This is a genomic window from Streptomyces torulosus, assembly GCF_001419765.1.
Classification (GTDB): Bacteria; Actinomycetota; Actinomycetes; order Streptomycetales; family Streptomycetaceae; genus Streptomyces; species Streptomyces torulosus.
Map to the genome: position 1 here is coordinate 1 of NZ_LIRK01000449.1, position 25,383 is coordinate 25,383.

General features: G+C 71.9%; 21 protein-coding genes, 1 tRNA gene and 4 pseudogenes. 9 read left to right on the forward strand and 17 right to left on the reverse strand.

The annotated features are described in order from the left end of the window. Both AOK23_RS48615 and AOK23_RS28775 read left to right on the forward strand, forming a co-directional pair. Positions 1-258, forward strand: a pseudogene (locus tag AOK23_RS48615) (ABC transporter permease); the annotation flags it as partial. After that, on the forward strand, positions 255-1,244 hold the full coding sequence (locus AOK23_RS28775; protein WP_055715530.1) for a glycine betaine ABC transporter substrate-binding protein: 990 nt from the start codon (positions 255-257) through the stop codon (positions 1,242-1,244). The pseudogene AOK23_RS48615 and the gene AOK23_RS28775, both read left to right, overlap by 4 nt. A gap of 60 nt (positions 1,245-1,304) precedes the next feature. Here AOK23_RS28775 and AOK23_RS28780 read toward each other — a convergent pair whose 3' ends face one another. Then, positions 1,305-4,319, reverse strand: coding sequence for an nSTAND1 domain-containing NTPase (locus AOK23_RS28780; RefSeq protein WP_476718308.1), 3,015 nt, complete (start codon positions 4,317-4,319; stop codon positions 1,305-1,307). Positions 4,320-4,455: 136 nt separating this feature from the next. Between AOK23_RS28780 and AOK23_RS28785 the strand changes: the two genes are divergently transcribed. From AOK23_RS28785 to AOK23_RS28795, 3 genes are all read left to right on the forward strand, one after another. After that, positions 4,456-4,824, forward strand: coding sequence for a peptidase inhibitor family I36 protein (locus AOK23_RS28785; RefSeq protein WP_055715532.1), 369 nt, complete (start codon positions 4,456-4,458; stop codon positions 4,822-4,824). Between the two features lie 247 nt (positions 4,825-5,071). Continuing rightward, a complete protein-coding gene (locus AOK23_RS28790) occupies positions 5,072-5,983 on the forward strand; it encodes a C40 family peptidase (RefSeq protein ID WP_055715533.1) in 912 nt (303 codons plus the stop codon). 99 nt (positions 5,984-6,082) lie between these two features. Next, positions 6,083-7,210, forward strand: a complete 1,128-nt coding sequence (locus AOK23_RS28795) for a DUF4185 domain-containing protein (protein WP_079049760.1) — start codon at positions 6,083-6,085, stop codon at positions 7,208-7,210. Positions 7,211-7,226: 16 nt separating this feature from the next. Here the strand turns inward: AOK23_RS28795 and AOK23_RS28800 are convergent, their stop codons facing one another. After that, on the reverse strand, positions 7,227-8,027 hold the full coding sequence (locus tag AOK23_RS28800) for a S16 family serine protease (protein ID WP_055715534.1): 801 nt from the start codon (positions 8,025-8,027) through the stop codon (positions 7,227-7,229). Positions 8,028-8,099: 72 nt separating this feature from the next. Next, positions 8,100-8,618 carry a MarR family winged helix-turn-helix transcriptional regulator gene (locus AOK23_RS28805; RefSeq protein ID WP_055715535.1) on the reverse strand — a complete coding sequence of 173 codons (519 nt, stop codon included), beginning with the start codon at positions 8,616-8,618 and terminating at the stop codon, positions 8,100-8,102. A 57-nt stretch (positions 8,619-8,675) separates the two neighbouring features. Here AOK23_RS28805 and AOK23_RS28810 point away from each other — a divergent pair, with 57 nt between their 5' ends. Beyond that, positions 8,676-9,530, forward strand: coding sequence for an alpha/beta fold hydrolase (locus AOK23_RS28810; RefSeq protein ID WP_055715536.1), 855 nt, complete (start codon positions 8,676-8,678; stop codon positions 9,528-9,530). An 84-nt stretch (positions 9,531-9,614) separates the two neighbouring features. Here the strand turns inward: AOK23_RS28810 and AOK23_RS28815 are convergent, their stop codons facing one another. The 5 genes from AOK23_RS28815 to AOK23_RS28835 all read right to left on the reverse strand — a co-directional run bounded on the left by AOK23_RS28815 (position 9,615) and on the right by AOK23_RS28835 (position 15,091). Beyond that, positions 9,615-10,256, reverse strand: a complete 642-nt coding sequence (locus AOK23_RS28815; protein WP_055715537.1) for an IclR family transcriptional regulator — start codon at positions 10,254-10,256, stop codon at positions 9,615-9,617. Positions 10,257-10,702: 446 nt separating this feature from the next. Continuing rightward, positions 10,703-12,487, reverse strand: coding sequence for a DEAD/DEAH box helicase (locus tag AOK23_RS28820; RefSeq protein WP_055715538.1), 1,785 nt, complete (start codon positions 12,485-12,487; stop codon positions 10,703-10,705). A 231-nt stretch (positions 12,488-12,718) separates the two neighbouring features. Then, on the reverse strand, positions 12,719-13,093 hold the full coding sequence (locus AOK23_RS28825) for a type II toxin-antitoxin system death-on-curing family toxin (protein ID WP_055715539.1): 375 nt from the start codon (positions 13,091-13,093) through the stop codon (positions 12,719-12,721). Beyond that, positions 13,090-13,290: a hypothetical protein gene (locus AOK23_RS28830; RefSeq protein ID WP_055715540.1), complete on the reverse strand. Its 201-nt coding sequence runs from the start codon at positions 13,288-13,290 to the stop codon at positions 13,090-13,092. Before AOK23_RS28830 ends, AOK23_RS28825 begins: the two co-directional genes overlap by 4 nt. A gap of 175 nt (positions 13,291-13,465) precedes the next feature. Continuing rightward, positions 13,466-15,091, reverse strand: a complete 1,626-nt coding sequence (locus tag AOK23_RS28835; protein WP_055715549.1) for an MFS transporter — start codon at positions 15,089-15,091, stop codon at positions 13,466-13,468. Positions 15,092-15,344: 253 nt separating this feature from the next. Between AOK23_RS28835 and AOK23_RS28840 the strand changes: the two genes are divergently transcribed. After that, positions 15,345-15,416 (forward strand) — tRNA-Cys (locus AOK23_RS28840). An 81-nt stretch (positions 15,417-15,497) separates the two neighbouring features. On the opposite strand, the gene AOK23_RS48105 is transcribed toward AOK23_RS28840, so the two are convergent. The 6 genes and pseudogenes from AOK23_RS48105 to AOK23_RS28865 form a co-directional block, all read right to left on the reverse strand. Beyond that, entirely contained in the window at positions 15,498-16,100 is a 603-nt protein-coding gene (locus tag AOK23_RS48105) for a hypothetical protein (protein WP_157878180.1), read from the reverse strand. Positions 16,101-16,178: 78 nt separating this feature from the next. Continuing rightward, positions 16,179-16,442: pseudogene (locus AOK23_RS28850) on the reverse strand (site-specific integrase); the annotation flags it as partial. Between the two features lie 85 nt (positions 16,443-16,527). Then, positions 16,528-16,752 (reverse strand): excisionase family DNA-binding protein, encoded by a 225-nt coding sequence (locus AOK23_RS28855; RefSeq protein WP_055715543.1) that lies wholly within the window; start codon positions 16,750-16,752, stop codon positions 16,528-16,530. Between the two features lie 289 nt (positions 16,753-17,041). Next, positions 17,042-17,896 (reverse strand): annotated as a pseudogene (locus tag AOK23_RS28860) (DUF3987 domain-containing protein); the annotation flags it as partial. Next, positions 17,886-18,192, reverse strand: a pseudogene (locus tag AOK23_RS50440) (RRQRL motif-containing zinc-binding protein); the annotation flags it as partial. The pseudogenes AOK23_RS28860 and AOK23_RS50440, both read right to left, overlap by 11 nt. Further along, entirely contained in the window at positions 18,189-19,262 is a 1,074-nt protein-coding gene (locus AOK23_RS28865) for a conjugal transfer protein (RefSeq protein WP_240496610.1), read from the reverse strand. The pseudogene AOK23_RS50440 and the gene AOK23_RS28865, both read right to left, overlap by 4 nt. A gap of 588 nt (positions 19,263-19,850) precedes the next feature. Between AOK23_RS28865 and AOK23_RS28870 the strand changes: the two genes are divergently transcribed. Continuing rightward, positions 19,851-21,125, forward strand: coding sequence for a M23 family metallopeptidase (locus AOK23_RS28870; protein WP_055715545.1), 1,275 nt, complete (start codon positions 19,851-19,853; stop codon positions 21,123-21,125). A 107-nt stretch (positions 21,126-21,232) separates the two neighbouring features. Further along, positions 21,233-21,403 carry a hypothetical protein gene (locus tag AOK23_RS48110; RefSeq protein ID WP_157878181.1) on the forward strand — a complete coding sequence of 57 codons (171 nt, stop codon included), beginning with the start codon at positions 21,233-21,235 and terminating at the stop codon, positions 21,401-21,403. An 88-nt stretch (positions 21,404-21,491) separates the two neighbouring features. Here the strand turns inward: AOK23_RS48110 and AOK23_RS28875 are convergent, their stop codons facing one another. The 3 genes from AOK23_RS28875 to AOK23_RS28885 form a co-directional block, all read right to left on the reverse strand. Continuing rightward, positions 21,492-22,055, reverse strand: a complete 564-nt coding sequence (locus AOK23_RS28875) for an SUKH-4 family immunity protein (protein ID WP_055715546.1) — start codon at positions 22,053-22,055, stop codon at positions 21,492-21,494. A gap of 283 nt (positions 22,056-22,338) precedes the next feature. After that, positions 22,339-24,672, reverse strand: a complete 2,334-nt coding sequence (locus AOK23_RS28880; RefSeq protein ID WP_055715547.1) for a xanthine dehydrogenase family protein molybdopterin-binding subunit — start codon at positions 24,670-24,672, stop codon at positions 22,339-22,341. After that, positions 24,669-25,383, reverse strand: a 715-nt coding sequence (locus AOK23_RS28885) for a 2Fe-2S iron-sulfur cluster-binding protein (RefSeq protein ID WP_240496609.1), incomplete at its 5' end; no start/stop codon positions are given. The genes AOK23_RS28880 and AOK23_RS28885, both read right to left, overlap by 4 nt.

Here is a 25,383-nt window from a genome sequence, read left to right on the forward strand (position 1 = left end):
GCGGCGAGGGTGGCCGTGCCGACGTTCAGGACGAGGGCCGTGCGGACGCCCGCGAGGATCAGCGGCACGGCCACCCTCGCCGCCTTCGGCGGGGGCGGCGGCCTCGGCGTGCTGATCACCACCGGCATCACCAACCAGCGCATGCCCGTCCTCGTCCTCGGCTCGATCCTCACGGTGGCGCTGGCCCTGCTGGTGGACTGGCTGGCCTCGCTCGCGGAGGTGCTGCTGCGGCCGCGGGGCCTGGAGGAGGGCCCATGAGCCCGGTCGGGGCGGCGCCGCGCACGGCCGTCCTGCTCTGCGGGCTGCTGGTCGTCACCGGGTGCGGGCTGACCAGCGGCTCCCCCATGACGGACGATGTGCGGCCGGGCTCCGTCGGACGGGGCCGGCCCTTGGAGGGCGCCGAGCTGACCGTGACGTCGAAGGACTTCACGGAGAACCTGATCCTCGGCGCGATCATGGGCATCGCCTTCCAGGCGGCCGGCGCGGAGGTGCTCGACCGGACCGGCATCCAGGGGTCCTTCGGCGCCCGGGAGGCGGTCAGGAGCGGGGAGGCGGACGCCATGTACGAGTACACGGGCACCGCCTGGATCACGTACCAGGGCAACAGCGCCCCCATCGCCGACCCGCGTCGGCAGTGGGAGGCGGTGCGCGACGCCGACCTGAGGAACGGTGTGACCTGGCTGCCGCCGTCGGCCCTGGACAACACGTACGCCCTCGCCCTCAACCGCGCCAACGCCGACCGGTACCGCACGAGGAACCTCTCCGAGGTGGCCGTCCTCGCGGGGCGGGACCCCGACGCCGTCACCCTGTGCGTGGAGGGCGAGTTCGCCAACCGCGCGGACGGGCTGCCGGGGCTGCAGAAGGCGTACGGCATGAGCCTGCCCGCCGGGAACATCACGCAGATGGACACCGGGATCATCTACACGCAGGCGGCGAAGGGGAGTTGCGTGTACGGGGAGGTCTTCACCACCGACGGGCGCATCGCGTCGATGCGGCTCGCGGTGATGGAGGACGACCGGCGGTTCTTCCCGCACTACAACGCGGCCCCCGAGATCAACTCCGCGACCCTGAGGAAGTGGCCGCGGATCGCCGACGTCCTGGCTCCCGTCACGGCGAGGCTGACCAACGACGTGGCCCGGAAGCTGAACGCCAGGGTCGATGTGGAGGGGGAGGATCCGCACCAGGTGGCGTTGGAGTGGATGGTGGCGGAGGGGTTCGTCGTCACCCCGGGCGGGGGCGAGTGAGCGGCTCCCGGACCGCCGAGGGGACGGACAGGGAGGAGCGGCGTTTCCGGCCGCTCCACGTCACGCGCGGCGCGGGCAGGGCGGCTCGTAGTCGAGGCGGGGGAAGTGGCGGGCCCACTGGGTGCGGCTGATGGTGCCGTGGGCGGATTCGCAGGCGTCGGCGAGCGCCCGGTCGAGGTCGGTGTACCAGATCTGCACGCTGTAGTGGGCGGTCACCGTGAGGAACGTGTCGTCCGTCGTGAGGTGGCGCACCTCCTTGACCGTCCCTCGGGGGTTGGTGAGGTGGGCCACGGGGGTGGGGCGCTCGGGGTCGGTCACGTTCCAGACGTCCACCGTGCCGTCCACGCCGACGGTCGCCGCCGTACGGCCGTGGGAGGCGAAGGCGACGCCCGTGACGATGTCGGCGTGCCTCGCCAGCTCGCCCAGCTCACGGTGGCGGGGAAGGTCGCCGATGTCCCAGAGCTTCGCCGTGTGGTCGTCGCTGCCGCTCAGCAGGGTGCGGCCGTCCGGGCTGTAGGCGACGGCGTCGACGAAGTGCCGGTGTCCTTCGAGGACGGCGACGGTGGTGGCGTGGTGGGGGTCGGTCACGTCCCAGACCCGGACGTCGCGGTCGTCGGAGCCCGAGGCGAGGGTCTTCCCGTCGGGGCTGAAGGCGACGGCCTTCACGTTGCCGTCGTGCCCGGTGAGCCTGTCGAGTGCGCGGGGGCGTTCCGGGTCGGAGAGGTCCCACAGGCGGACGGTGTCGTCGTAGCTGCTGGTGGCGGCCACGCCGTCGTGGCGCATGGCGACGGAGTACACGGCCTCGGTGTGTCCCGTGGGCCGCTTCGACACGAGCCTCGGTTTCCGCGGGTCGCTCACGTCCCACAGCCGGAGCACATGGTCGCCGCCCACCCCGACCAGGGTGTCGCCGTCCGGGGTGAAATGGATCGCACCCAGGGCGACTCCACCGGTGTCGGTGGTGCCGAGTCGGCGGGGCTGCCGTGGATTCCTCAGGTCCCACAGGTCGATCCACGTACGGTCGGCCATGGCCAGGGTGCGGCCGTCGGCCGTCACGGCGGGCGCGTGCCCGACCGGGATGTCCTTGAGGGGTGAGTGCCCGGCGGCTTGCGGGCCTGCCGAACGAGGGCGGGTCGGATGGGGGCCGGTCGACGTGGGTCCGGTCGATCTGGGGCCGAACGACGCGACGGACAGTGTGCTGAGCAGGCCGTCGCGCGTACGGACCTGCGGGGCCTGTCGGTAGGCGGCCAGCGCGACTTGGACGGCGAGGGACGGATGGTGCGGGCTGAGCCGCACGGCCTCGTCGGCGGCCCGCAGGGCGACGGCCTCGTTGCGCTGCTGGGTGACGGTGTTCTGGGCGCGTACGGCGAAACCGGCTGCGGCCACGGCGCACACCAGCAGGACGACCAGGGCCCCCACCTGGCGGCGCAGACGGCGCAGTCGGCGGCGGTCGCGCTGTCGCGCGTGGTGTTCCGCCGCCTCGCCGGCTTCGAGGAAGGCGCGTTCCCGGGCGGTCAGCGCCTCGCGCGGCAGGTCCTTCGCGGCGGTGAGGCGTGCGCCGCGGTACAGGGTGTCGGGGTCGTGGTCCAGGGACTCCCACAGGGTGGTGGCCTCGGTGAGCGCGCGTTGCAGGCGTTCCTGGCCGCGGTCCTCCTCCAGCCAGAGGCCGAGCCGGGGCCAGCAGCGGATCAGCGCCTCGTGGGCGATCTCCACATGGCCGGCGTCGGCGGTCAGCAGCCTGGCCCTGGTCGCCTGTTCGAGGACGAACGCGGTGTCCGGACCGCTGTCCAGTTCCTGGAGCGGCACCCGGCGTTTGGTGTCCTCGGTGCCCTCGCCCAGCGCGACGAGGCGCAGGAACAGCCGCCGCGCGGCCGTCCGCCGGGTCTCGTTCAGGGCGTCGTGGAACCTCTCGGCGGTCTGGGTGAGCGCACCCTCGATGCCGCCGGCCGCGTGGTAGCCGGCCAGCGTGAGGGCGTTGCCCCTGCGTCGCCTCCATGTCTCCAGCAGAGCGTGCGACAGCAGGGGCAGCGCGCCCGGCCGGCCATGGGCGTCGGCCGTGAGGGTCGTCAGCAGGGCGCTCTCGACGGTGAGCCGGGAGCGGGTGGCGGGCTGGACGATCGCCGCCCTCAGCTCCTCGGCGGTCATCGGGCCGACGGGATGGTGGGCGTGGGGCAGCGCGTCGACGAGACCGGCGAACCGGGTGCAGTGCGTGTAGAAGTCTGACCGCACGGCGACGGCGATCCGTGTGCGGCTGTCGGGGACCTGTACGGCGTGCAGGAGCGCGGCGACGAACCGCTCCCGTTCCCGCGCGTCGCGGCAGACGGTGAACACTTCCTCGAACTGGTCCACGACGATCAGCAGTTCGTCCGCCGCCGAGCCGTCCTCCTGGCGCTTGGCGAGGATCTGCCGCACCATCCGGTGAACAGTGCCCGGCTCCGCCGTGAGGTCGGCGTGCACCGGGCCGGAATCCACGCCGGCACGGGCGGCCAGCCGTACGGCGCATTCCTCCAGCGGATGCGGGCCGGGCGTGAGGACCAGCGAGGGAACACCCGGAAAGGCGGGGAGTACACCCGCCCGCAGTACCGATGATTTACCGGATCCCGACGCGCCGAACAGGACGAGAAGCCGCTTTTCCTTCAGGTGTTCGACGAGTGCGCCGGTGAGCTTCTCGCGGCCGAAGAAATAGCCGGAGTCGGCCTCCCCGAATGCGGCCAGACCGACATAGGGCGCCTTGGGGCCACCCCCTTGCGCGTTCTTCGCGCCCCCCTCGGCCGGCGCGTCCGTTCCGGAACACGCGTCAGCCGTGCGCTGCCAGATCCGTTTCCATTCCCGCTCGTCACCGCCGCAGGCCCGGACGTAGGCGAGGGTGACGGCCAGGCTGGGCAGTTGACGTCCCGCCGCGGCCGAGGACAGCGTCGCGATGCCGTAGTGCGTGGCCCGCGCGAGGTCCCGGTAGGTGGGCCGGCCGGCCTGTTCCCGCAATTTCCGTAAACGCGCCGCGAATTCGAACAGAGGACCGCCGTCCGGGTCCAGAGGACTTTCCCCCCGTGGCACGCTCCCGCCTTTCCTCCAGCTCACACCGATTGTTCGGCATCCGTTTGTTCAGCATCGGCCGACCGGCCTCGAACAACAGATTAGCGGCTACAAACGGTGCGTCAGGTCCCGCACAGAGGGACCGGACGGCGAGACGAGACGAAACGAAAAGAGGATTCCCATGAAGAAGCGGAAGCACATGATCGGGGCAATGGCGGCCTCGGTGGCTCTGGCAATCACCGCCCTGGCCACGGCGGGCTCGGCCGCGGGTGCCGCGCCCTACCCGCACTGCCCCGGCGGCAAGGTCTGCATGTGGAGCGAGCCCCACTTCCAGGGCGCCCGCTACGACTGGAGCCCGGACGAGGGCAACGTCTTCCTCGGCAAGCACGGGCTCGCCGACAAGGTCGCCTCGTTCGTCGCCACGGTCGACGGCTGCTTCCAGGACTCGCCGCCGCCGGGCCCGGGCCAGTGGCGCAAGTTCCGGCCGAACGACTGGTCGGCGGACTACGCGTTCGGCCGGCAAGTGGACCGGATCAAGCCGGGCTGCTGACGCGGGAGCGCGCACCACGACGTGTACCGGTCCCGGACGGACCCGCGGACCGACCGTCGAGCGCCCAGCGCTGCCGGTGGCCTCCCCTTCACCGAGGGGAGGCCACCGACGGCCGACGGCCACGCATCCGCACCGCCACCCGCGCAATCCCCTGCACTTCCCGTGCACTCCAAGCGCCTTCCCTACGGCCCGCCGCCTCCGCCGGCCCGTCGGGACGCCCCATCCCATCCCGAAGAAAGAGGACCCCATGCCCATCACCCGCCATCACGGCACCCGTCTGCTCCCCGCCCGGTACCCCGGCGTCGTGCGCCGTTTGCTGCCGGCGCTCGCCCTGACCTGCCTTGCCGCAGGCGGCCTCGCCGTACCGGCCCACGGCACGACCGGCGCGGCGGCTCCCGCCCCGGGCACCGTGGCCCTGGAGACGGCCGCCCGGCAGGCCGCCGCCTCCTTCCCCACCTGGGGAACACGCTGGGTCGTCCACGCCACGCCGGACATCGGCTCGCCCTCCGTGGGGATGATCAACCGGACCTCCCCCGGCCAGGACCGCATCACGGCCGACTACCAGGTCGACACCGGCCGCAGGGTGTGCGAGGGCAGCGCCTGCTCCACCTTCATGGCCCACATCACGCAGCCCGTCACCGGCTTCCTGACCGTGGTCGCGGTGGACATCCCCGAGGACCGGCTGCCGGGCGTCCCGGTGCAGCCCGGCCCGACCCCGCCGCCCGGTCCTCAGCCCGGCTCACGGCAGCAGACCCTGCAGCGGGCCGCGGTCTGGCTCACCGCGAACAACGGACGCCCGGTGCCCTACAGCCAGCGCTCCCACTGGCGGGACGGCTACCGGCAGGACTGCTCCGGCTACGCCTCCATGGCACTCGGCCTGCCCACGCCCGGCGAGACCACCGTGGGGCTGGCCGGCCGGAGGATCAGCCGCCCCATCCCCATGAGCGAGCTGCAGCCGGGTGATCTCGTCATCGACGCCCTCGGCAACAGCAACACCCGCCACGTGGTCATCTTCGAGAAGTGGAACGACGACGCCCACCGCTCCTACACGGCCTACGAACAGCGCAGCACCTACGGCACCAGCCACCGCTCCCTGACCTACGGCCTGGCGGCCGGCAGCGAGTACAAGGCCTACCGCCCCCTCCAGTACGGCAACTGACACCCGCTGCCGAGCCCGGTGTGTGCCCCGCCGGAGAGCGGGGCACACACCGCCCCCCGTCCTCGATGTCCCCTCGTCCCACTCCTCCAAGGAGCGTTCATGCACGACAGCACACCCGGCAGCGCCCCACGTCCGCCCCGGGCCCCCGTCCGCCCGGTCCACCTCAGTCGGGCCGGGTTCCTTCGGACGACCGCCGCGGCGGCCCTCGCGGGCGGTTCGCTGTTCCACGGCCCGGCCCACGCGGCGGCCGGGCCCCTGCGGGTGTCCAAGGTCGCCGACCTCACCGGTCCCGGTCTGACCACCCGGTTCCGGATGGAGGCCACCGACCTGGGCGTGCCGGTGCGGACGCCGGACGGCCGACTGCTGTTCGTCTTCGGCGACACCTTCGAGGAGGCCAGGGTCGGCGGCGGGTGGTGGCGTTCGCCCGTGGCGCTGTACGGGCGCTTCGGCGGGCCCGGCCGGCCGGTCGTCTGGACCGGCGCGGTGGGCGGCCGGCACGCCCGGCAGCTGTGGCAGTACGGCCATGACAATCCCGAGTACTCCACCGTGCTGCCGTCCGATGTGATCACCCTCGGCGACACCATGTATCTGCACGTCATGGTGAACAAGGGGCTCGGCAACGTGGTGCGCACCGAGATCCGGAGGTCGGACGACTCGGGCATGACCTGGGTCCCCACCGGTGCCGTGTTCGCCCCGGACCTGCATGACGGCATGTTCCAGCTGCTCACCTGGGCCCTCGGCGACGACGGCTACGTCTACGTCCTGTCCACCGGCTTCCAGCGGGACAAGCCGGTCATCCTGCACCGGGTGCGGCCCGACCGGCTGACGGACCCCGGCGCCTACGAGCCGTGGGGACGGGCCGCCGACGGCCGCTGGGCCTGGGGCAACCGGCCCACCCCCGTCCTGGACGGCACGTTCGGCGAGCTGTGCCTGCGGCTGCTCGACGGCCGGTGGCTGCTGACCTGGTTCAACCAGGGCGACTACCGGATCGAGGGCCTGGTCACGGCCCACCCCACGGCGGACCTGCGCACCGCCCACCGTCGCACCCTGCTGCGGGGCACCTCCTGGGGCAGCGAGGACGACAGCCATGTGGCGCAGCTGTACGGCGGCTACGTCATTCCCGGGTCGACGCTCGACGACCTCCACCTGTCGGTGAGCCAGTGGAACACCGAGGCGGGCTGGCCCTACCGCGTCATGCAGTTCCGGGTGCGCGGCCTCGCCCCCTGAACCGTGGCCGGTCGGGTCAGCAGCTGGGGACGGACCCCTTGCCCTTCTCCAGGGCCACCAGGGAGCTGACCGCGTTCTTCAGCGTGGTCACCGGGATGAGCCTGAGCCCCTTCGGCAGCTCGGCCTTCGCGTCGGCGCACTCGGCCTTGGGGACCAGGAAGATCGTGGCGCCGTCACGGCGGGCGGCCTGGGTCTTGAGGGGCACCCCGCCGACGGCGCCGACCTTGCCGGAGCCGTCGATGGTCCCCGTACCGGCGATGACCCGGCCGCCGGTGAGGTCGCCGCCGCTGCCGTCGCCGTCGAGCTTGTCGACGATGCCGAGGGAGAACAGCAGACCGGCGCTGGGGCCGCCGACGTCGGCGAGCCGCAGGGTGACCTTGACGTCGTCGGCGTCCTCACCGAGGTAGGCGAGGGCCGCCTCGGTGGCCGTGTCCTGGGACTCCTTCATCTCGGCCGCGTTGTACTCCTCGATCTCCTTCACGGACTCGCCGCTGGGGTAGACCGCGTCGCGCGGCATGACGGCCCGGTCGGTGCGGAACCAGTTGTCGAGCACGTCACCGAGGTCGACGTCGGCGTCGGGACCCGTCGCCACGATGGTCGTCATACGCAGTTCGCCGGTGGTTCGCCGGGTCTGCGTGCCGGAGATGGTGATCACCGGCTCGCCCTTGTTCTCGCCGAGGACGTTCGCCGTCATACCGGGCTGCGCGATGGTGAACGGCAACGGTGCGAACGCGACCGTCGCGAGCAGCCCCACGACGGGCACGGCACAGACGGCTACGGCGGCGGGACGCGAAAGACGGGAGAGGCGAGAGAGCACGGAGTCAATCTAACGCGACGCGCGGTTCCGGCCAGGGGGCGGTGGGCGCAGGCCCGGCCCGGGTGCCGGAACTCACTTCCCGTCGGCGTCCTCGAAGACGGCGAGCATCTGGGTGAGCACATGCACACAGGCGTCGATGTCCGCGCCGGTGATATCGCCCCCGACCTGCGCCATCAGCCGGCTCTCACGGGCGATGAGGTCGTCGATGGCGGTGCGCCCCGCGTCCGTCAGCCGGATCAGGGACGACCGCTGGTGGGCCGGGTTGGGGACGGCCTCGACGAGGTCGCCGTCCGCCGCCTCGTTGACCATCCGCTGCACGAACTGCCGGCTCACCGCCAGGGCCCGCCCCATCTGCGGCACGGTCATCGGGCCCCTGGCCCGCAGCAGCTCCAGTACGGCCCGTACGCCGATGGAGAGCCCCACGATCGGCGCCTTCAGCTCCACGGCCTTGGTGACCCGGCGATACAGGGGGCCGAGCACGGCGAACACCTCGTACAGCCGCCCGGCGAGGACCTCGGGCGGGAGCGGCCGGTCCTTGTCGGCGTCATGGGCGGCTCGACCGGTCTCGTTGTCGCTGTCGTTCTGCGTCACCCGACCAGGATGACACCTGGGTTGCCATTCCGCCCACAAGATGACACCTTAGTTGTCATGACTGATACCTCTCAGGTGTTCACGTTCGCATCCGACGACGGCCCGCTCGCCTACGGCGACACCGGCACGGGCCTCCCGTTGGTCCTGCTGCACGGCGGCTTCACCGATCGCCGTATGTGGCGCGATCTCGTTCCGCCGCTCTCGGCCCACCACCGGGTGATCACACCGGACGCGCGCGGCCACGGCGCCTCGGCCAACGCGAGCAAGCCGTTCCGGTTCGCCGACGACCTCGCCGCGCTGCTGCGGCACCTCGACACCGGCCCGGCCGTGCTGATCGGCATGTCGATGGGCGGGGGCATCGCGGTCGACACCGCGCTGGAGCACCCGGATCTCGTACGGGGCCTCGTCGTCAGCAACGTCGGCACCAGCGAGCCCGAGTTCACGGACCCGTGGACGAAGGACTCGGTCGCCCGCTACTACGGCGCGCTGATGGCCGGGGACATCGAGACCTGGCTCGACGTCGCCGCCGAGGCGGTCGTCGGTCCGTACCGCACCGCGGACGACGTGGACGCCGAGCTCGTGCGCCGCGTGCGGGAGATGAACCGCGACACCGTCTCCAAGCACACCCTCGGCGAGACGGACTGGCACGTCCCGGTGACGGACACCTGGGCGCGCGCCGCCGCCATCACCGTCCCGGTCCTCGCGGTCAACGGCGCCCTCGACGCCCCCGACCTCATCGCCATGGCCGAACGCCTCACCACCACGGTCGCCGGCCCCGGACGCGCCATATCCATCGAGGGCACGGCCCACTACGCCAACATGGAACAGCCGGAGACCTTCGCGAAGCTGGTCCTGGAGTGGCTGGAGACGCTGGACACCCCGGAGACGACGCAGGGCGAGCGCCGACCGTAGAACGGGCGGGCGGAGTCCGGATCACGGGAGGGGTCACGGGGAGCCGGGGTCACGGGGGTGCCTCGGCTCGGTCCGCCGCCCGTGTCAGCGAAGCGCGTCGGCCACCTCTCGGGCCGCGTCCATCACGCGCGGCCCCACCCGCTCCGGCACCGCGTCCGCCAGCATGACGACACCGACGCTGCCCTCGACGCCGGTCACACCGAGCAGCGGCGCCGCGGCACCGCTCGCCCCGGCCTCCAGCTCACCGTGCGTGAGCGCGTACCCGGGCCAGTCCCCCGGCTGCTGGCGGGCCGACAGGATCGCGCGTCCGGCGGCCCCCCGGTCCAGCGCATGACGGAATCCGGCCCGGTAGGCGACGTGATAATCCGTCCACGTCGGCTCGACGACGGCCACGGCCAACGCTTCGGTGCCGTCGACGAGGGTGAGGTGCGCGGTGGCACCTATGTCCTCGGCCAAGGACCGCAGCGCCGGCAGCGCGGCCTCCCGTACCAGCGGATGCACCTGGCGGCCCAGGCGGAGCACACCGAGCCCGACCCGGGCACGTCCGCCCAGGTCACGTCGTACGAGGGAGTGCTGCTCCAGCGTGGCGAGCAGACGGTACACAACGGTCCGGTTGACCCCGAGCTTGTTGGACAGCTCGGTGACGGTCAGCCCGTGGTCGGTGTCGGCGAGAAGTTTGAGGACACGCAGTCCCCGATCCAGCGTCTGAGAGGTCTCCGCGGTCACGACGCCCACTCCTTCGTGGTGAGGGCGGCGGCCCCCTTCGCGAGGGATGCGTCACCGGTCCCGTCGGCGACGCGCTACAGAGGCCGCCGATCGGCTGGACCCGGTTGGCTTCCGGGCGGAGTCGCTTCACGGCTGCGCTCCGCGGCGGCGCTGCCACGGGGCGTTTGCGTAGCGGGACAGTAGACGAGCCGGTTCGCTGAGCGGAAGACTCCGTCCAGAATCCGGTCAAGGAGCGGTACGGACTACTTCGATTTGTCGCGAAATGTAGGGGCGCGGCTCACAGGGCACACACAGCGCGCCGCCCGGCGCGCGGGCACCCCCACGCGCCGTGCGAGCAGCCGTCATCCACCCACGCGCCGCCGTACGAGCAGACGCCGTCCACCCACGCGCCGCCCTACGATCAGACACCATCCACCCGCGCGACCGACGCCCCGGAGGCGCCGCTGTCACTTCATGCGGGTGGCCCACTCCTGCACCTTGGCGATGCGCTGCCGCAGTTGGCCCGCGGTGGCCTCGGCGCTCGGCGGTCCGCCGCACACACGCCGTACCTCGGTGTGGATGACGCCGTGCGGCTTGCCGCTCTGGTGGGAGTAGGCGCCGACCATGCTGTTGAGCTGCTTGCGCAGTTCGAGGAGTTCCTTGTGGGTGACGACGGGCCGGCGGTCGGCGGGGAGCTCGACGAGGTCGGCCTCCGCGTCCGGTTTCCGTCGGCTGTGCGCGATCTGCCGGGCCTGCCGCTTCTGCAGCAGCAACTGCACCTGGTCGGGTTCGAGGAGCCCAGGGATCCCGAGGTAGTCCTGCTCCTCCTCGCTTCCCGGGTGGGCCTGCATACCGAACTCGGCGCCGTTGTACATGACCCGGTCGAAGACCGCGTCGGACTCCAGCGCCTCGAACGGCAGCATGTCCTGCTCGCCGGTGTCCTCGTCCTGCTGCCGCTCCGCCTCGGCGAGGAGCTTCTCCTCCTCGGCGTACGGGTCCTCCTCGCCGCCCTTCTTGGGCTTGTCGAGGACGTGGTCGCGTTCGCGCTCCATCTCGCCTGCGAAGCCGAGCAGGTCGGGCACGGTCGGCAGGAACACGGACGCGGTCTCGCCGCGCCGCCGGGACCGCACGAAACGCCCGACGGCCTGCGCGAAGAAGAGAGGGGTGGAGATGGTGGTGGCGTACACCCCGACCGCGAGCCGCGGCACGTCGACGCCCTCGGACACCATCCGGACGGCGACCATCCACCGGTCGGTGTTGTGGCTGAACTCGTCGATGCGGTCCGAGGCGCCGGCGTCGTCGGACAGGACGAGGGTCGCCCCGTGGCCGGTGATCTCCCGGATGAGCTTGGCGTAGGCGCGCGCCGACTCCTGGTCGGAGGCGATGACGAGGGCGCCCGCGTCCGGGATGGCCTTCCTGACCTCGGTGAGCCGCTGGTCGGCGGCGCGCAGCACGCTCGGCATCCACTCGCCGCGCGGATCGAGCGCGGTGCGCCAGGCCTGGCTGATGGCGTCCTTGGTCATGGGCTCGCCGAGCCGCGCGGCGATCTCGTCGCCGGCCTTGGTGCGCCAGCGCATGTTGCCGCTGTAGGAGAGGAAGATGACGGGCCGCACGACGTTGTCGGCGAGCGCGTTGCCGTAGCCATAGGTGTAGTCGGCGGAGGACCGCCGGATGCCGTCCTGCCCCTCCTCGTACGTCACGAACGGGATGGGGTTGGTGTCGGACCGGAAGGGCGTACCGGTGAGGGCGAGCCGCCGGGTGGCCGGTTCGAACGCCTCCAGGCAGGCCTCGCCCCAGGACTTGCTGTCGCCGGCGTGGTGGATCTCGTCGAGGATGACGAGGGTCTTGCGCTGTTCGCTGCGGTTGCGGTGCAGCATGGGGCGCACGCCGACACCGGCGTAGGTGACGGCGACCCCGTCGTACTCCCGGCCGAGCGGTCCCGCGCTGTACTCGGGGTCCAGCTTGATCCCTATCCGCGCCGCCGCCTCCGCCCACTGCTTCTTCAGATGCTCGGTCGGCGCCACGACGGTCACCTGCTGCACGACGTGGTGGTGCAGCAGCCAGGACGCGAGCGTCAGCGCGAAGGTGGTCTTCCCGGCGCCGGGCGTCGCGACCGCGAGGAAGTCCCGCGGCTGCTCCTGGATGTACTTCTCCATCGCCCCTTGCTGCCAGGCACGCAGCTTGCTGGCGGTACCCCAGGGGGCGCGGCCGGGGAAGGCGGGTGAGAGGTGATGGTTCGAGGAAGCGGTCATGGGCGCGGGCCCGGAGGGCCCTCCGTTGAGGGTGGCGGTGGGCGACGGGCGGGAGGTAGTCACGGTCTCCGGTCTGTGATCTGTGTCGGGCGGCTCGGTGGGGTAGCGGCGAGCGGCCCTGCCACAGCGGCTCGGCCGGCTCGGCTACGTATGACAACCGGGCCACCCTACCGGCGGCGGGACCGGGTCAACCCGCGTACGACACCCGCTCCCCCGGCGATGGGATCCACCTCACAGCGACCTCAGCCGCCCCGAGATCACCGCGACGTCACCCACGTCCCCGGAGGCGACATCGATGACCAGGTCGTACGCCCGGTCCTGGTCCACGTCCGCGAGGTCGACGCCGTTGACGGCGAGGAACGTGGCCGCCGCGAGCCAGGCCGTGCGCTTGTTGCCGTCGACGAGGGGGTGGTTCGTGGCGATGGCGTGCAGCAGCGCGGCCGCCTGGTCGTGGAGGTCCGGGTAGGCGGCGGTGCCGAACATACGGGCGCGCGGCCGGTGCACGGCCGACTCCAGCAGTCCGGGCTCCCGCTGCTCGGGCGCCCGCCCGCCGAAGGCGACCTCGGCGAGGGCGGTGACCTCGGCGACGGTCAGATGACGGCTCACTCCCCCAACCTCCGCAACAGCTCGGCGTGCGCCGAGGCGAGCCGCTCGGCCTGCCCCCGCACGAGCGCCCCCTGCGCCCGCACGTACGCCTCCAGGGCCTCCCCCACGACCTCGTCCGGTCCCCGCCCCTGCGCGTCGGCGAGGTCGGCGAGGTCCCGATGGAGTGCGGGGTCGAGGCGGTGGGTGATCTCGGTCATGGGGCGAGGTTAGAGGGGAAGCGGGCGGTGGCCCCACCGGTTTACGCAGGCTCGGCCCGCAGGAGACGCGTACGGCACGGCGGGCGAGGCCGCCGCCCGCACCCGCGTCCTCGGCGCCAACCACCCCGGCGGCGGGGCCGGTCCGCGTGCTTCGGGTCCACGAGCCGAAGGCCCCTCACCGCTCCCGTAGCCGCGTCGTCACCCAGGCCCCCAGGAGCGCCACGGCCGCCATCGGCAGGAACACGGCGATGAACGCGGCCGGGTGGGAGCCGCTGCCGGAGGCCGTGGTGGCCGTGTGGCCGGCCGCGCCGCCGCCGAGCGCGGCGAAGGCGGCGCCGCCCGCCGCGAGCAGCAGCGCGTTGGAGAGGCCGTCGGAGATCTGGAGCGCGGCGGAGTTGGTGCCTGCTTCCTCCGGGGCGGAGAGCTTGAGCAGCAGGACGCTGGTGGAGGAGATGACGAGGCCCATCCCGAAGCACCCGAAGGCCCACGCGACGGCCACGGTCCACACCGGCACCGTCTCGATCAGCACACTCGGCACGGTGACGATCGCCGCCGCGACCACCACCATCCCGGTCGTCATCAACCGCTCCCGGTACGGCTCCACGCGCGCCCGCGCCTGCACCCACGACCCCAGCGCCCAGGCCCCGCCGCCCGCCGCGAGCGAGAACCCGGCGAGCGTCGGCGACAGCCCCCGCTGGGTGACCAGCATCAGCGGCACGAACGACTCGGCCGCGATGAACGACCCCGCCGCCACCCCGCGCAGCAGCACCACGGAGGGCAGCCCCCGCACCGCCCGGTACGTCCCCCTCGGCAACAGCCCCAGCACGGCCGGCACCAGCAGGGCCACCCCGACGGCCGCCGGCACGACCGACAGCCACCGCAGGTCCTGGGCCGCGTACTGCAGGAGCCCGGCCCCCACCGAGATACCGAGGGCGAGCCGGATACGGCGCCGGTCGAAGGAGGGGGACGGAGAGGGGGAAGCCGGAGCCGAGGAAGGCGGAGCCGAGGAAGACGCAGGGGCAGAGGCAGGCGATGGCGGCGACGCGGCGGGGTGGGCCCCGGAAGGGGAGCCGTCCGTGGACGGGGACGCCGAGGAGGGGGACGACGCGGAGGGGGCGTCGGCCCGGCTGTCGGGGCCGGGCGCCGGGCCGCCGACCGGTCCCGACGCCCGGCGCCGTATCTGGGGCAGTGCCAGCCCCAGCGGCAGCACGACCAGGACCGGGATGCCCACGAAGACCCAGCGCCAGCCCAGCTGTTCGGTGACGGTGCCCGCGGCGAGGGGGCCGACGACGGAGGGGATGATCCAGCTCGCGGCGAACCCCGCCATGATGGACGGCCGCAGCCGCTCCGGGTAGGCCCGCCCCACCACCACGTACAGCGCGACGATGACCAGGCCGCCGCCGAGTCCCTGGACGGCCCGGCCGAGGATGAACAGCCACATCGCGCCCGCGGTGCCGGACAGCAGCAGTCCGGCGGCGAACGCGGCGATGCCCGTGGTCAGCGGCCCGAGCGGCCCCCGCAGGTCCGACCACTGCCCGGACAGCACCATGCCGAACAGGCTGGTGGTGAAGTACGCCGAGAACACGAAGCCGTACGCCGAGACACCGTCCAACTCCCGTGCGGCGACCGGCATGGCCGTCCCGACCGCCATCGCCTCGAACGCGATCAGCAGCACCACGGAGACGATGCCGACGCTGAGCGCCCGGTAGGAGCGCCCCAACACCCCCTCCGCACGCTCGCCGACAACAACCGGATCAGCATCCTGCGCAACGCCCGTGCCACGCGGCCTCAGAGCACCCATGCCCGCCAGCGTAAGGGGCATGCCCGACATTGACCCCTGTCCGGAGTCCCACACCCCGTGCGACCTTGGTCGTACGCCCCCGTCCCTACTCCCCCACGAACCCTGGGCACCCCACGCCACGCCCTTTCATGAACGGCGTATGGCAGTCGCATTGCAGCCCTCATCCATCCCTTGAGCCCCGCCCCTTCCCCCGCCTACGGTCTACACATCGAGTACGGAGCAATCACCCGAAGCACCACGATTGCCCCAACCCGGCCGTGTGCCCGAGTGGTTCAGGGGCTCGCCTGCAAAGCGAGTTACGTGGGTTCGAATCCCGCCACGGCCTCTACAGCCTTGACCAGGCAAGTCAAAAGGGCGGCCCCCTCCCAGGGTGCCGCCCTTCCAGTCGTCCGTCTCAGTTTCCGTCTCACTTGAGTTGCACAGCGCTGCCACTCAGACTCGCTGGAACGGCCACTGCCTCGTTGGCCTCAGTCACGAATGCGTCGTATGCGACCCTAATCCGCTCTTTGCTATCCGCCTGCCGTGCTCGACTGTCGGCCATACCCGGGGCATCGCTGTCAAGGAAGGCCCTTCTATACGCATGCAGGTTTTCCGTATGGGCCTCCTGCGCCTGCCTGACCTGTGCCGCCACGCGGTAGAGCGTCTCGGGCCCGAGGATCCGAAGTAGGAAGACGTTCCTATTGAGGACCATCATGGATGGATACAGGGACACTACGACCTCGCCCCCCGTGGGTTCACTGTCAAGTAGCCCTTCATAGGTTGTCGCGTCCTGGGCATATTCGTTGTATGCGCTGAGCAGGTCTCGGCACGCCTCCAAACGGCGTTCTCGAACCCAGTTCGCACGGTCAACCTCGGCTTGGTCCCGCACCTGCTTAGCGGTGGCTATCGCTGCAGTTTCAGCACCGATACGGGCTCCACGCGAAGCCCACTTTCCACCTACGTAGGCACCTGCGATCCCGCCCATGAAACCCACGGCCGAAGCCACGACCGCCGCGTCTCCTTGGTCCATGGAAACAGGATGCGATGCGCCGTAGGTCTCCGCCTGTCGAGAGCTAGCCGGGCCGACCAGTCGCTGTCTTGCTCAGCGATTCTCAATCCAGTGGGTCAGCCACGCCTTGACCGTCCAGGGCTTCCCCGGTTTACGCACGGTGCCAGCGTCACGCTGACGCTCCAGCTCCCGCACGGCGGCGACGACTTCCGCTTTGGTCTTTCGCTCAACGTGGCGACGGTCGGGCTTGCCGTCGTCACGGACACCGACTGTGACCCGGCCGTGCCACTTGCCGTCCTTACCGAGGTAGATGGAGCTGCGTCCATTCGGCTGTCGGGTGCGGTTCTTCTTTTCCTCTGCCACAGGCAGGCTCCTGTTTCTTGTGTGTCGGAATGGAGACCGGGGCGGCGGGTTGTCCTGTCCGGGAGTGCCGCCGCCCCGGGCGTCGTCAGGCGGCGCGTTGGGCGGTGCGGAGACGGTTGACGTAGGCGGCCGGCGCGTCGGCGGGGACGCGGCGGAGCCCGCCGACCATGACGGACTCCAGTTCGCCGGTGCGGATGAGGGCGAAGCATGTGGTCCGGCCGATGCGGAGTCGACGGGCGGCCTCTTCGACCTTGAGGAGGACAAGCGTCGTGTCGTCGTCGGGGGTGGCGAGGGTGCCGTGTTCGTCCAAGGCTCACTCCGGTAGAGCTGAGTTCATGGGCAGGTGCCGCCGCACAAACCGCAAAATCCGCAGAAAGTCGGGGGAGGTCGTTGACCTGCGGTGATGTGGTGCGCGGGTGGCGACGGAGGGCGCTCCGCAGAAGCCCGCGATATTCCGCAAAAATCAGGGGCGGCCGACGGCCGGTCCCGGCGGGCGGGGTGGTGCTCGTTTTTTGCGGAATGTCGCGGGATTGTGCGACGGACCCCCGGCCCAGATGGGGCGAGGACCGTGGCGGGAGGGGTTGTAGGCGCGACCGGGGTCACCGGCCGCCCTGCCGCAGGGCGGGGTGGGCCAACAGGCGGGGTGCCGGTGGGCGTCCGCGCTTGCCGGTGCGCTCGGGTTGGTAGGACCGCAGGTATCCGTGGTCTTCCAGCAGTGCGAGGGCGGGTTCGAGGTCGGCGACGGTGGGGACCTCGCTGCGGGACAGGACGGTGAAGACGTCCCGTCGGCTGACGTCCTCCCATTGGTTGTCCCGCAGTGCTTCCAGCACGCTGCGGGCGCGGGAGAGGACCGGGTCGGCGCCCATGACGTCGAACACGGCGAGAGCGTGGGCGGTGTAGTACTCCCCCAGCTCGATCGCCGCGCGCATGGTGTCGCCGGTGACAGGGTGGGCGTAGCCATTGCCGCCGTGTTCGGCGAGGTGCAACAGCGCGGCCATGCGGGCCGTCGCCCCGGCAAGCTTTCCCGCCCAGTTGGAGATGTGGCCCAGCTTGCCGCCGCGCGCCTTGAGCTGCGGTTCGATGCGCTTCTGATAGGCGATCAGGGCCGCGTCGGCGCCGGGGCTGAGTTGGATGACGGCCGGGTCGGTCCATTCCGCGAGGGACAGGGTGAGGTCGATGACCCGGGCGGTATAGGTGGCGGCCGTCTCCTCGGGGACCGGGTCGGTGATGATCTCGCGTTCACCGACCGTGGACACGGGGAGGGAGCACAGGAAGCGGGCCAGCAGTCCGCGTCCCTCGAACCCCTTCACCTTCCCGATGTCGCGCAGCACGTCCGGTTGTACGGCGAGGCCGATGGTGAGGGCGGGGGCGTCGATGTACTCGCGGCGGGTCTGCCGGTTCACCCTCAGCCGGTCCTCGGCATGCCCCTTCAGGAAGACTTCCGTCCCGGCCGCACTCGGGGCAGCGACGGCGGGCGGCATTGGCCTTGGCGAGCGCCGCCCACCTCGCCGGGGTCATCGGGCGCACCGGCCGGGCGAGGTCGACCCGGTACAGGTACGCGGTCTGCGGTTCGCGCCGGCGGCGCGGCCGAGGATCTGTGCCGCGATGTCCTGACCTCCCGGCCGCAGTCCACGGATGCGGAGTTGGCGGCGGGTGGCCAAGTCGTCAGGTGGTAGCGCCATGGGTAGGTGGGGATGCCGAAGCGCTCGCCGTCCGGGTCGAAGCAGTCGGCGAGGGGCAGCCGCTTCACGCGGCCTTACCGCCGTCGGCGGCACGTTCGGCGAGGATCGTGTCCCGCAGCGTCCGCGCGTTCGCCGGCGAGGTCCGGATCTCGCGGCGGATGCCCTCCGCCGTGATCCGGCTGTCGGGCCAATCGGCGGTCGCGGTCCGGGCCTCAGCGAGCAACTGATCCGCCGTGCGCTTCGGCCGGGGCGACCGGGCCACGACCGGAACCTTGCCGGTCGCCCGGCGGGATCGGGGGAAGTCGGCCGCCACCGCCCGCCGTCCGGTCGGCGCCGGATCGGCCTTGACCGGGTCGACCGCCGGGTTGATCGCGGGAGCGGGCTTGAGCGGGAGCGTCGGCTTCACGAAGTCGACCGCCACCGGATCGGGTACCGAGTATCGAGTCAGCACCACCGACGGCGCCGGGGTCGATTCCCGCAGGTCAGCCATAGACCGATTCCTCATGGTCTCAGTGGATTCCTCCATATTCGCGACCGAGGCGGGATGGAGGGCGGGCGCGGGGGCAGAGCCGCCGAACATCGACGCGAGCGCGGCATCCGCACCGGCGGTCACCCGGGCGCGCTGGACATCCAGCAGCCTCGATCCGAGCGCCGCGTCCCCGACCCCGACCTTGCGGGCCAGACGCCATGACGCCCGATCCGACCGCTTCCTGACCCGGTCGCTGGGGCGGTGAGCGCCACGGGCGCGGTGGTAGGCGAGAGCCTGCACGATGTCGGCGGTGTGCCGCTCGTTCTCCGCGTCGCGGCCGTCGGTGTGGACGACGATGCGGCGGGCGAGGAACGCCATGCCCTCAGCCGAGACGGACATGCCCATCGGGGTCAGCGCGTAGACGACCGTCCGGCCCGCGTCCGGCGTGGCCATCGCACCCATGACGGCGGCGGCTGGCAGCGCCCACAGCCCGATCCGCACGACGCGCGGGGAGGACTGGCCCAGCATGGTCAGACCCAGCAATACCAGGGCGAGCACGGCCGTCGTGCCCTCACCGGCGCCGAGAGCGCCGAGCGCGGTACCGGTGCCGTAGGCGTGCCCGATGTTGCTGTATGTGCCGATGCCCCCGACCACGCCCGTGGCCAGCATGGGCACGAACGCAGCTGTCAGTCCCTCTTCTTCTGCTGCAGAGGGCCGCTGATCGCAGTGTCTTCAGCTCTGGCTGTCACCACGCCGCTGACCTGTTGACCCCCTCGTCGTGGCATCCGGACTGGTCAACTCAGACCGGTGGAAACAGCCCGCGCCCGCGCCGCCTCCGTCTCAATTTCCGTCTCATTCACCGCCGTACGTGACCCTTCCAGGCCGTTCAACGAATGTCGGCGCTCGTGGCGGGCGTACAGGGATGAACGTCAGCGAACACGTCCGGATCATCCCCTTACCGGCCCGGACAAACCTGCAAAGCGAGTTACGTGGGTTCGAATCCCGCCACGGCCTCCAGCGCCACCTCGACCAGGCATGTCGTCGAAGGGCCCCCACCGTTCGCGGTGGGGGCCCTTCGACGTTTCGCGAGGCGCTGGTCGATGTGGCTGGTCGATGCGGCTGGACGGGTGCAGTAAGCACCCCGCTCCGGTGCCCTCCGCCAGGAGGGGCGTGCCGCCGGATTACATGGACCTGCGCCTCTGCGCGGGGCGTGCCGGCGCCCTTCGCGGCCCCGGATCCGACGAAGGAAAGAGCGCAATGGCAGAGCGCGACCCTCGCAACCGCACCGGCCGCCGCCCGCTACTTCGCGGGCTCGCCGCTGTCGTGTTCGCGGCCGGCATGCTGGTGGCCTCGGCGGGACAGGGCCACGGAACCGGAGCGGCCACTCCGGCGCCCGGCGCACAGTTCACGCCGTTGACGGCGGCGGTGCTGACCAAGCCGACGCCGTTCGTCGCCACGGACGGCAAGACGCACCTCTCCTACGAACTGCTCACCACGAGCTCCCTGCCCAGCAGCACACGGTTGCGGCTCGACCGTGTCGACGTGCGGGACGCCCGCACGCACCGGGTCGTCGGCTCGCTGAGCGGGCAGGCGCTGGCCGAGGCCGCCAACCCGGTGGGCGACCCCCTGCCGGGCGCGGACGCGTACACCCCGCCGCCCCCGGCGCCGACGCCGACCGTCATCGAGGGATCCCAGCAGTGGATCATCTGGCTCGATCTGGTCCTCGACCGCGGTCGGCCGGTGCCCGAGGTCCTGGAACACCATCTCTCGGGTGCCGTCCTGGCCCCCTCGGGACCTTCCCCCTTCGAGGAGACGGTGCAGCCCACCCGGACCTCCGGCATCCCGCCGCTGAACCTGAACGCGCCGGTCCGCCCCGGCACCTGGTACTCCAGCGAGTCGTGCTGCGGCAACACCCACCACCGGCGCGGCCTCGCCCCGATCAACGGCCGCTTCTATGTGCCTCAGCGCTTCGCGATCGACTGGTACCGGGTCGGTGAGCAGGGGCAGACCTGGGAAGGTGACCCCGCACGGCTCACCAGCTACCTGAGCTACCGTCAGCCGGTCGTGGCCTCGGCCGGCGGCACCGTGGTCGAGGTCCGGGACGGAATCCCGGACAACACGCCGCCCGTCACGCCGCCCGTCCCGCCGATCGAGGAGACCGTCGGCAACCACGTCACCGTGGAGGTCGCGCCGGGCCGCTATCTCCTCTACGCCCACCTGCAGCCCGGGTCGCTCCGGGTCCGGGAGGGCGACCGCGTCGAAACCGGCCAGGTCCTCGGGCTGATCGGCAACAGCGGCAACTCGACCACGCCGCATCTGCACTTCCAGGTGATGACCACACCCGAGTTCTTCCCGACCGACAGTCCGCCCTTCACCTTCCGGAAGTTCCGCGTCGTCGGCCAGGTCGAACCCCGGATCTGGGACGACAACCTGGGCCTGCAGCCGACCGGCGTCCTGCCGATCACCCCCTCACCGTACGAGGGTTGGCACCGTGCGCGGTACCCACTCGACCGCGAGATCCTGGAGTTCTGACCGGGCCCCGGTCGGGCTGTTGTCACGAAGGGCGGTGCCTCTCCGAGGTACCGCCCCTTTCGCTCATCTCGCTCGTCGCCTCCCCCGAGGACGCGCCCACCGTCAGCGTGGAACCCGGTGTCGGGGAGTATGTGCACGCGGTCGATGTCGCCGACCTGTCGTTCGACCTGGAGGAATCCCAGATCTACGAGCGGCTGTCCGGTATCGCGGCGAACTACCGGGTCGAGGCGCCCGCGGTCAGCGTCGCCGGTGCGCGGCTCGTGCCCCCGGAGACCTGACGGTTCCGTATGACGGCCGGCCGCTGTGCAGCGGTCGGCCGTCGTCGTGTTCCCGAGGGCACGCAGGCAGGGCGGGGCAGTGGAGCGTTCAGCCGCCCGCGCAGGCCTCGTTGCGGAGGGTTTCCACCCAGCAGCCCGTCGCCGTCTTCTCGCGCTTCTCCCGCTGGAGGAGCCAGAGGGTGAAGGCGAAGGTGGAGATGTCGGCGTTGAGGGGGCAGAGCGTGGACTCGGGCTCGCTCCAGTTGAGGGCGGCGCCCGTCGTGCCGTCGAGGACGACGCTGTTGCCCTCGACGAAGTGGCCGAGACGGATCAGTCGGGTCGCCTCGGCGGGAAGTCGGTCGGCGGGGAACCCGGGGCGTTCGTGCGCGTAGTACTCGGCGAGGGTCGGCAGCGGGATGTCCGTGTCCAGCTGGAAGAGTGCGTGCTCCTCGGGCAGACCCATGTCGCGCAGGAAGCGGCGGGTCGGCTCGTGCGTGAGCGTCGCCGGGAAGTCGAAGTCCTCGAAGCGCCACACCTTGCTCTGGCCGAACTCCTCGTCCAGCAGCAGGGCGGGCAGGTCCAGTGCCAGTCCCGACAGTGTCGCCGGTCCGGCGGTCACGGTCAGGTCCGTCAGGTCGTTCAGGTCCGTCAGGCCCATGGTCCCCATCGTCATCGTGCTCTCGGCTCCCCCAGCACATGGTGCGCGGCGTGCTACCCCCCGGCAGGGGACAACACCGCACCGCCCGGCGGCCGTTGTCGTCCCACTCCCAGAACCTTACGCCGCCCCACTGACAACGCCCGCCGCACACGCGAACACCAGCCGACGAGCTCTCGCCGGGGACCTGTCGGGAAGGGCCAGGAGCGGCAGGGCACCTGTCAGGACCGACCGGCCGCGCACCCGTCAGGAACTGCCGGCACCCCTCAGCACCGACCGGCCACGCGCGTGTCAGGACCGGTCAGGTCCCCGTCACCACCGCCGCCTGCGGCCGGATCGGCAGGCGGTTCACGGGGCGGCCCGTCGCGGCCCGTACCGCGGAGGCGATGGCCGCCGGTGAGGTGACCACCGGCACCGCGCTGGCCGCCTTCGCGCCGAAGGGGGCCACCACGTCCCGCTCCTCCACCAGCTTGACGATCTGGATGTCGGGGGCGTCGAGGGCGGTCGGCAGGGAGTAGCCGGTCAGGTCGGGGTGGCGGATCAGACCGCGCGGGGTGCGCAGGTTCTCCGTCAGCGCGATGCCGACGCCCTGCGTGACACCCGCCTCGATCCGGGCGTTGAGCTGCGCGGGGTTGAGGATCCGGCCCACGTCCTGGGCGACCGCCAGCTCCACGACCCGTACGGAGCCGAGTTCGATGTCGACGTCCACGACCGCGCGGATCGCGCAGAAGGCCATGCCCACGAACGCGTCGCCCTGGCCCGCGCCGTCCAGCGGCTCGGTGGGATGCGGGCGGCACTGCGCGGTGGCCCACAGCTCCTTGCCGTCGAGCGCCTCCGCGACCGTCGTCGACAGGACACCGTCGTACGACGTGATCTTGCCGTCGGTGATCTGGAGCAGCTCCGTGGACATGCCGAACTTGTGGGCCAGGGGCTGCAGCAGCTGCGTGCGGACCATCTTCGCCGCGCGTTCCACCGCGCCGCCCGACACCCAGGTGTGGCGGCCCCGGCAGCCGGCGCCCGCGGGGGGCTGGTCGGTGTCGACCTGGGCGATGTGGACCTCGTCGATGCCGAGGGTCTCCTGGACGATCTGCCGGGCGAGGGTGGAGAAGCCCTGGCCGGTGTCGACGGCCGCGCACAGCACGGTGGCGATGCCGTCGTGGACCTTCACGGTGGCCGTGGAGACCTCGTCGGCGCCCTCCGCGCCGAGCATGTGGACCATGCCGAGGCCGTAGCCGACGCCGCGCCGGACCGCGCCCGGCTCGCCGGCGCCCTCGGGGCCGCCCGGCAGCAGCCACTCCTCCTCGGGGGTGTCCTTCGGCAGCGCCGGGAGCGGGAACTCCCGAACCGCTTCGAGGAGTTCGGCGACCGGGGCCGGGCAGGTCACGGACTGCCCGGTCGGCAGCACGTCACCCGTGGACATCACGTTGCGCATGCGCAGCTCGGCCGGGTCGAGGCCCAGCTTCTTGGCGAGCTTGTCCATCTGCGCCTCGTACGCGGCGCACACCTGCATGGCGCCCTCGCCTCGGACATGGCCGGAGGGCGGGTTGTTGGTGCGGACCGCCCAGCCCTCGATGAAGGCGTTGGGGACGATGTACGGGCCGCAGGCGAACGACACGGCCGCCGCCAGGGCCTCGGACGAGGTGTCGGCGTACGCGCCCGCGTCGAGCAGGATCTGGGCCTCGACCTTGACGAGCCGGCCCTCGGCGTCCGCGTGGTGGCGGTACCGCAGGAGGGTCGGGTGCCGGTGCGCGTGGCCCAGGAAGGACTCCTCGCGCGTGGCGGTCAGTTTGACCGGGCATCCGGTCTTCAGCGCCAGCAGTCCGAGGGGGAGCTGGAAGCCCTGGTCCTCGCGGTCGGCGGTGGCGCCGGGCACCCCGGTGACGACGATCTTCACGCGGTCGGGGGCCAGGCCGTACACGGCGGCGGCGATGTCGCGGTCGGTGTGCGGGTCGGTGGAGCCCAGGTACAGCTCGACACCACCGTCGGGGCGGGGCACGGCGAGGCCGGCCTCGGCGCCGATGGGGGCCGGGTCCTGGCGGCCGATGCGGTACTGCCCCTCGACGACGACCTCGCCGGAGGCGTCGGGGTCGCCGTGGCGCAGCGGGATGTGCCGGATCAGGTTGCCGTCGGGGTGCAGGGGTTCGGCCTCGAAGGCCTGCTCGGGGTCGATCACCGGGTCGAGCACCTCGTACTCGACGATGACGGCGGCGGCGGCCATCCGCGCGGTGTCCGGGTGGTCGGCGGCGACGGCCGCGATGGGCTCGCCGTGGTGGCGCACGACCTCGGAGGCGAACACCGGCCGGTCGATCTTGCCTCGGCCGTGCAGCGGGGTGCCCGGCACGTCCTCGTGGGTGACGACGGCCCGCACGCCGGGCATCTCGCGCGCGTGGGACGTGTCGATGGACACGATGCGCGCGTGCGGGTGCGGTGAGCGCAGGACGGCCGCCCACAGCAGGCCCTCGGCCCACAGGTCGGCCGCGTACGGGAAGGTGCCCTCGGACTTGGCGCGGGCGTCGGCGGACGGCAGGGACACACCGAGCCCGTGCGGCAGTGCCTCCGGTGCGGGCGCGGCGTCCCCGGCGGTGCCGGCGGTGCCGGTGATCGCGGGCGTCGCGGTGGCTGCGTCGTTGCTCACGCCTGGCCTCCGTCCTGGCCGAACGACTGGTCCTGATCGCCGAAGTTCCGGCCCTGACCGCCGTAGGTGTCGTCATGACCGCCGAACGACTGCCCCTGACCGCCGTACGTGTCGTCCTGGCCCCCGAACGACTGGTCCTGGCCCCCGAAGCTCTGGTTCTGGCCGCCGTACGTGTCGCCGTGACCGCCGAACGACTGCCCCTGACCGCCGTAGGAGTCGTCGTGACCTCCGAACGACTGGTCCTGGCCGCCGAACGACTGGTCCTGGCCCCCGAAGCTCTGGCCCTGGCCGCCGTAGGTGTCGCCGTGACCGCCGAACGACTGCCCCTGACCGCCGTACGTGTCGTCCTGGCCGCCGAAGGACAGCCCCTGGCCGCCGTACGACTGGCCGGGGTCGTGCGGGGCCTGGGGCGGGGCCCCCTGGGCCTCGTACGCCGCCGGGTTGACGCCGCCCGCGCCGGGGCCCGCCTGGTGCGGGATGCGTGCCTCGTCGGTGTCGGCGCCGGTGTCGCTGTCGCCGGCCGCGTGCGCCTCGCGTTCGGCGACGACATCGCGGACGGCCGCCAGCACTCCGCGGTAGCCGGAGCAGCGGCAGAGGTTGCCGCACAGCGCCTGGCGGGCCTCCAGTTCGGTGGGCGCCGGGTTGCCCTCCAGGAGGTCGTGCACGGTCATCGCCATGCCGGGCACGCAGAAGCCGCACTGGACGGCGCCG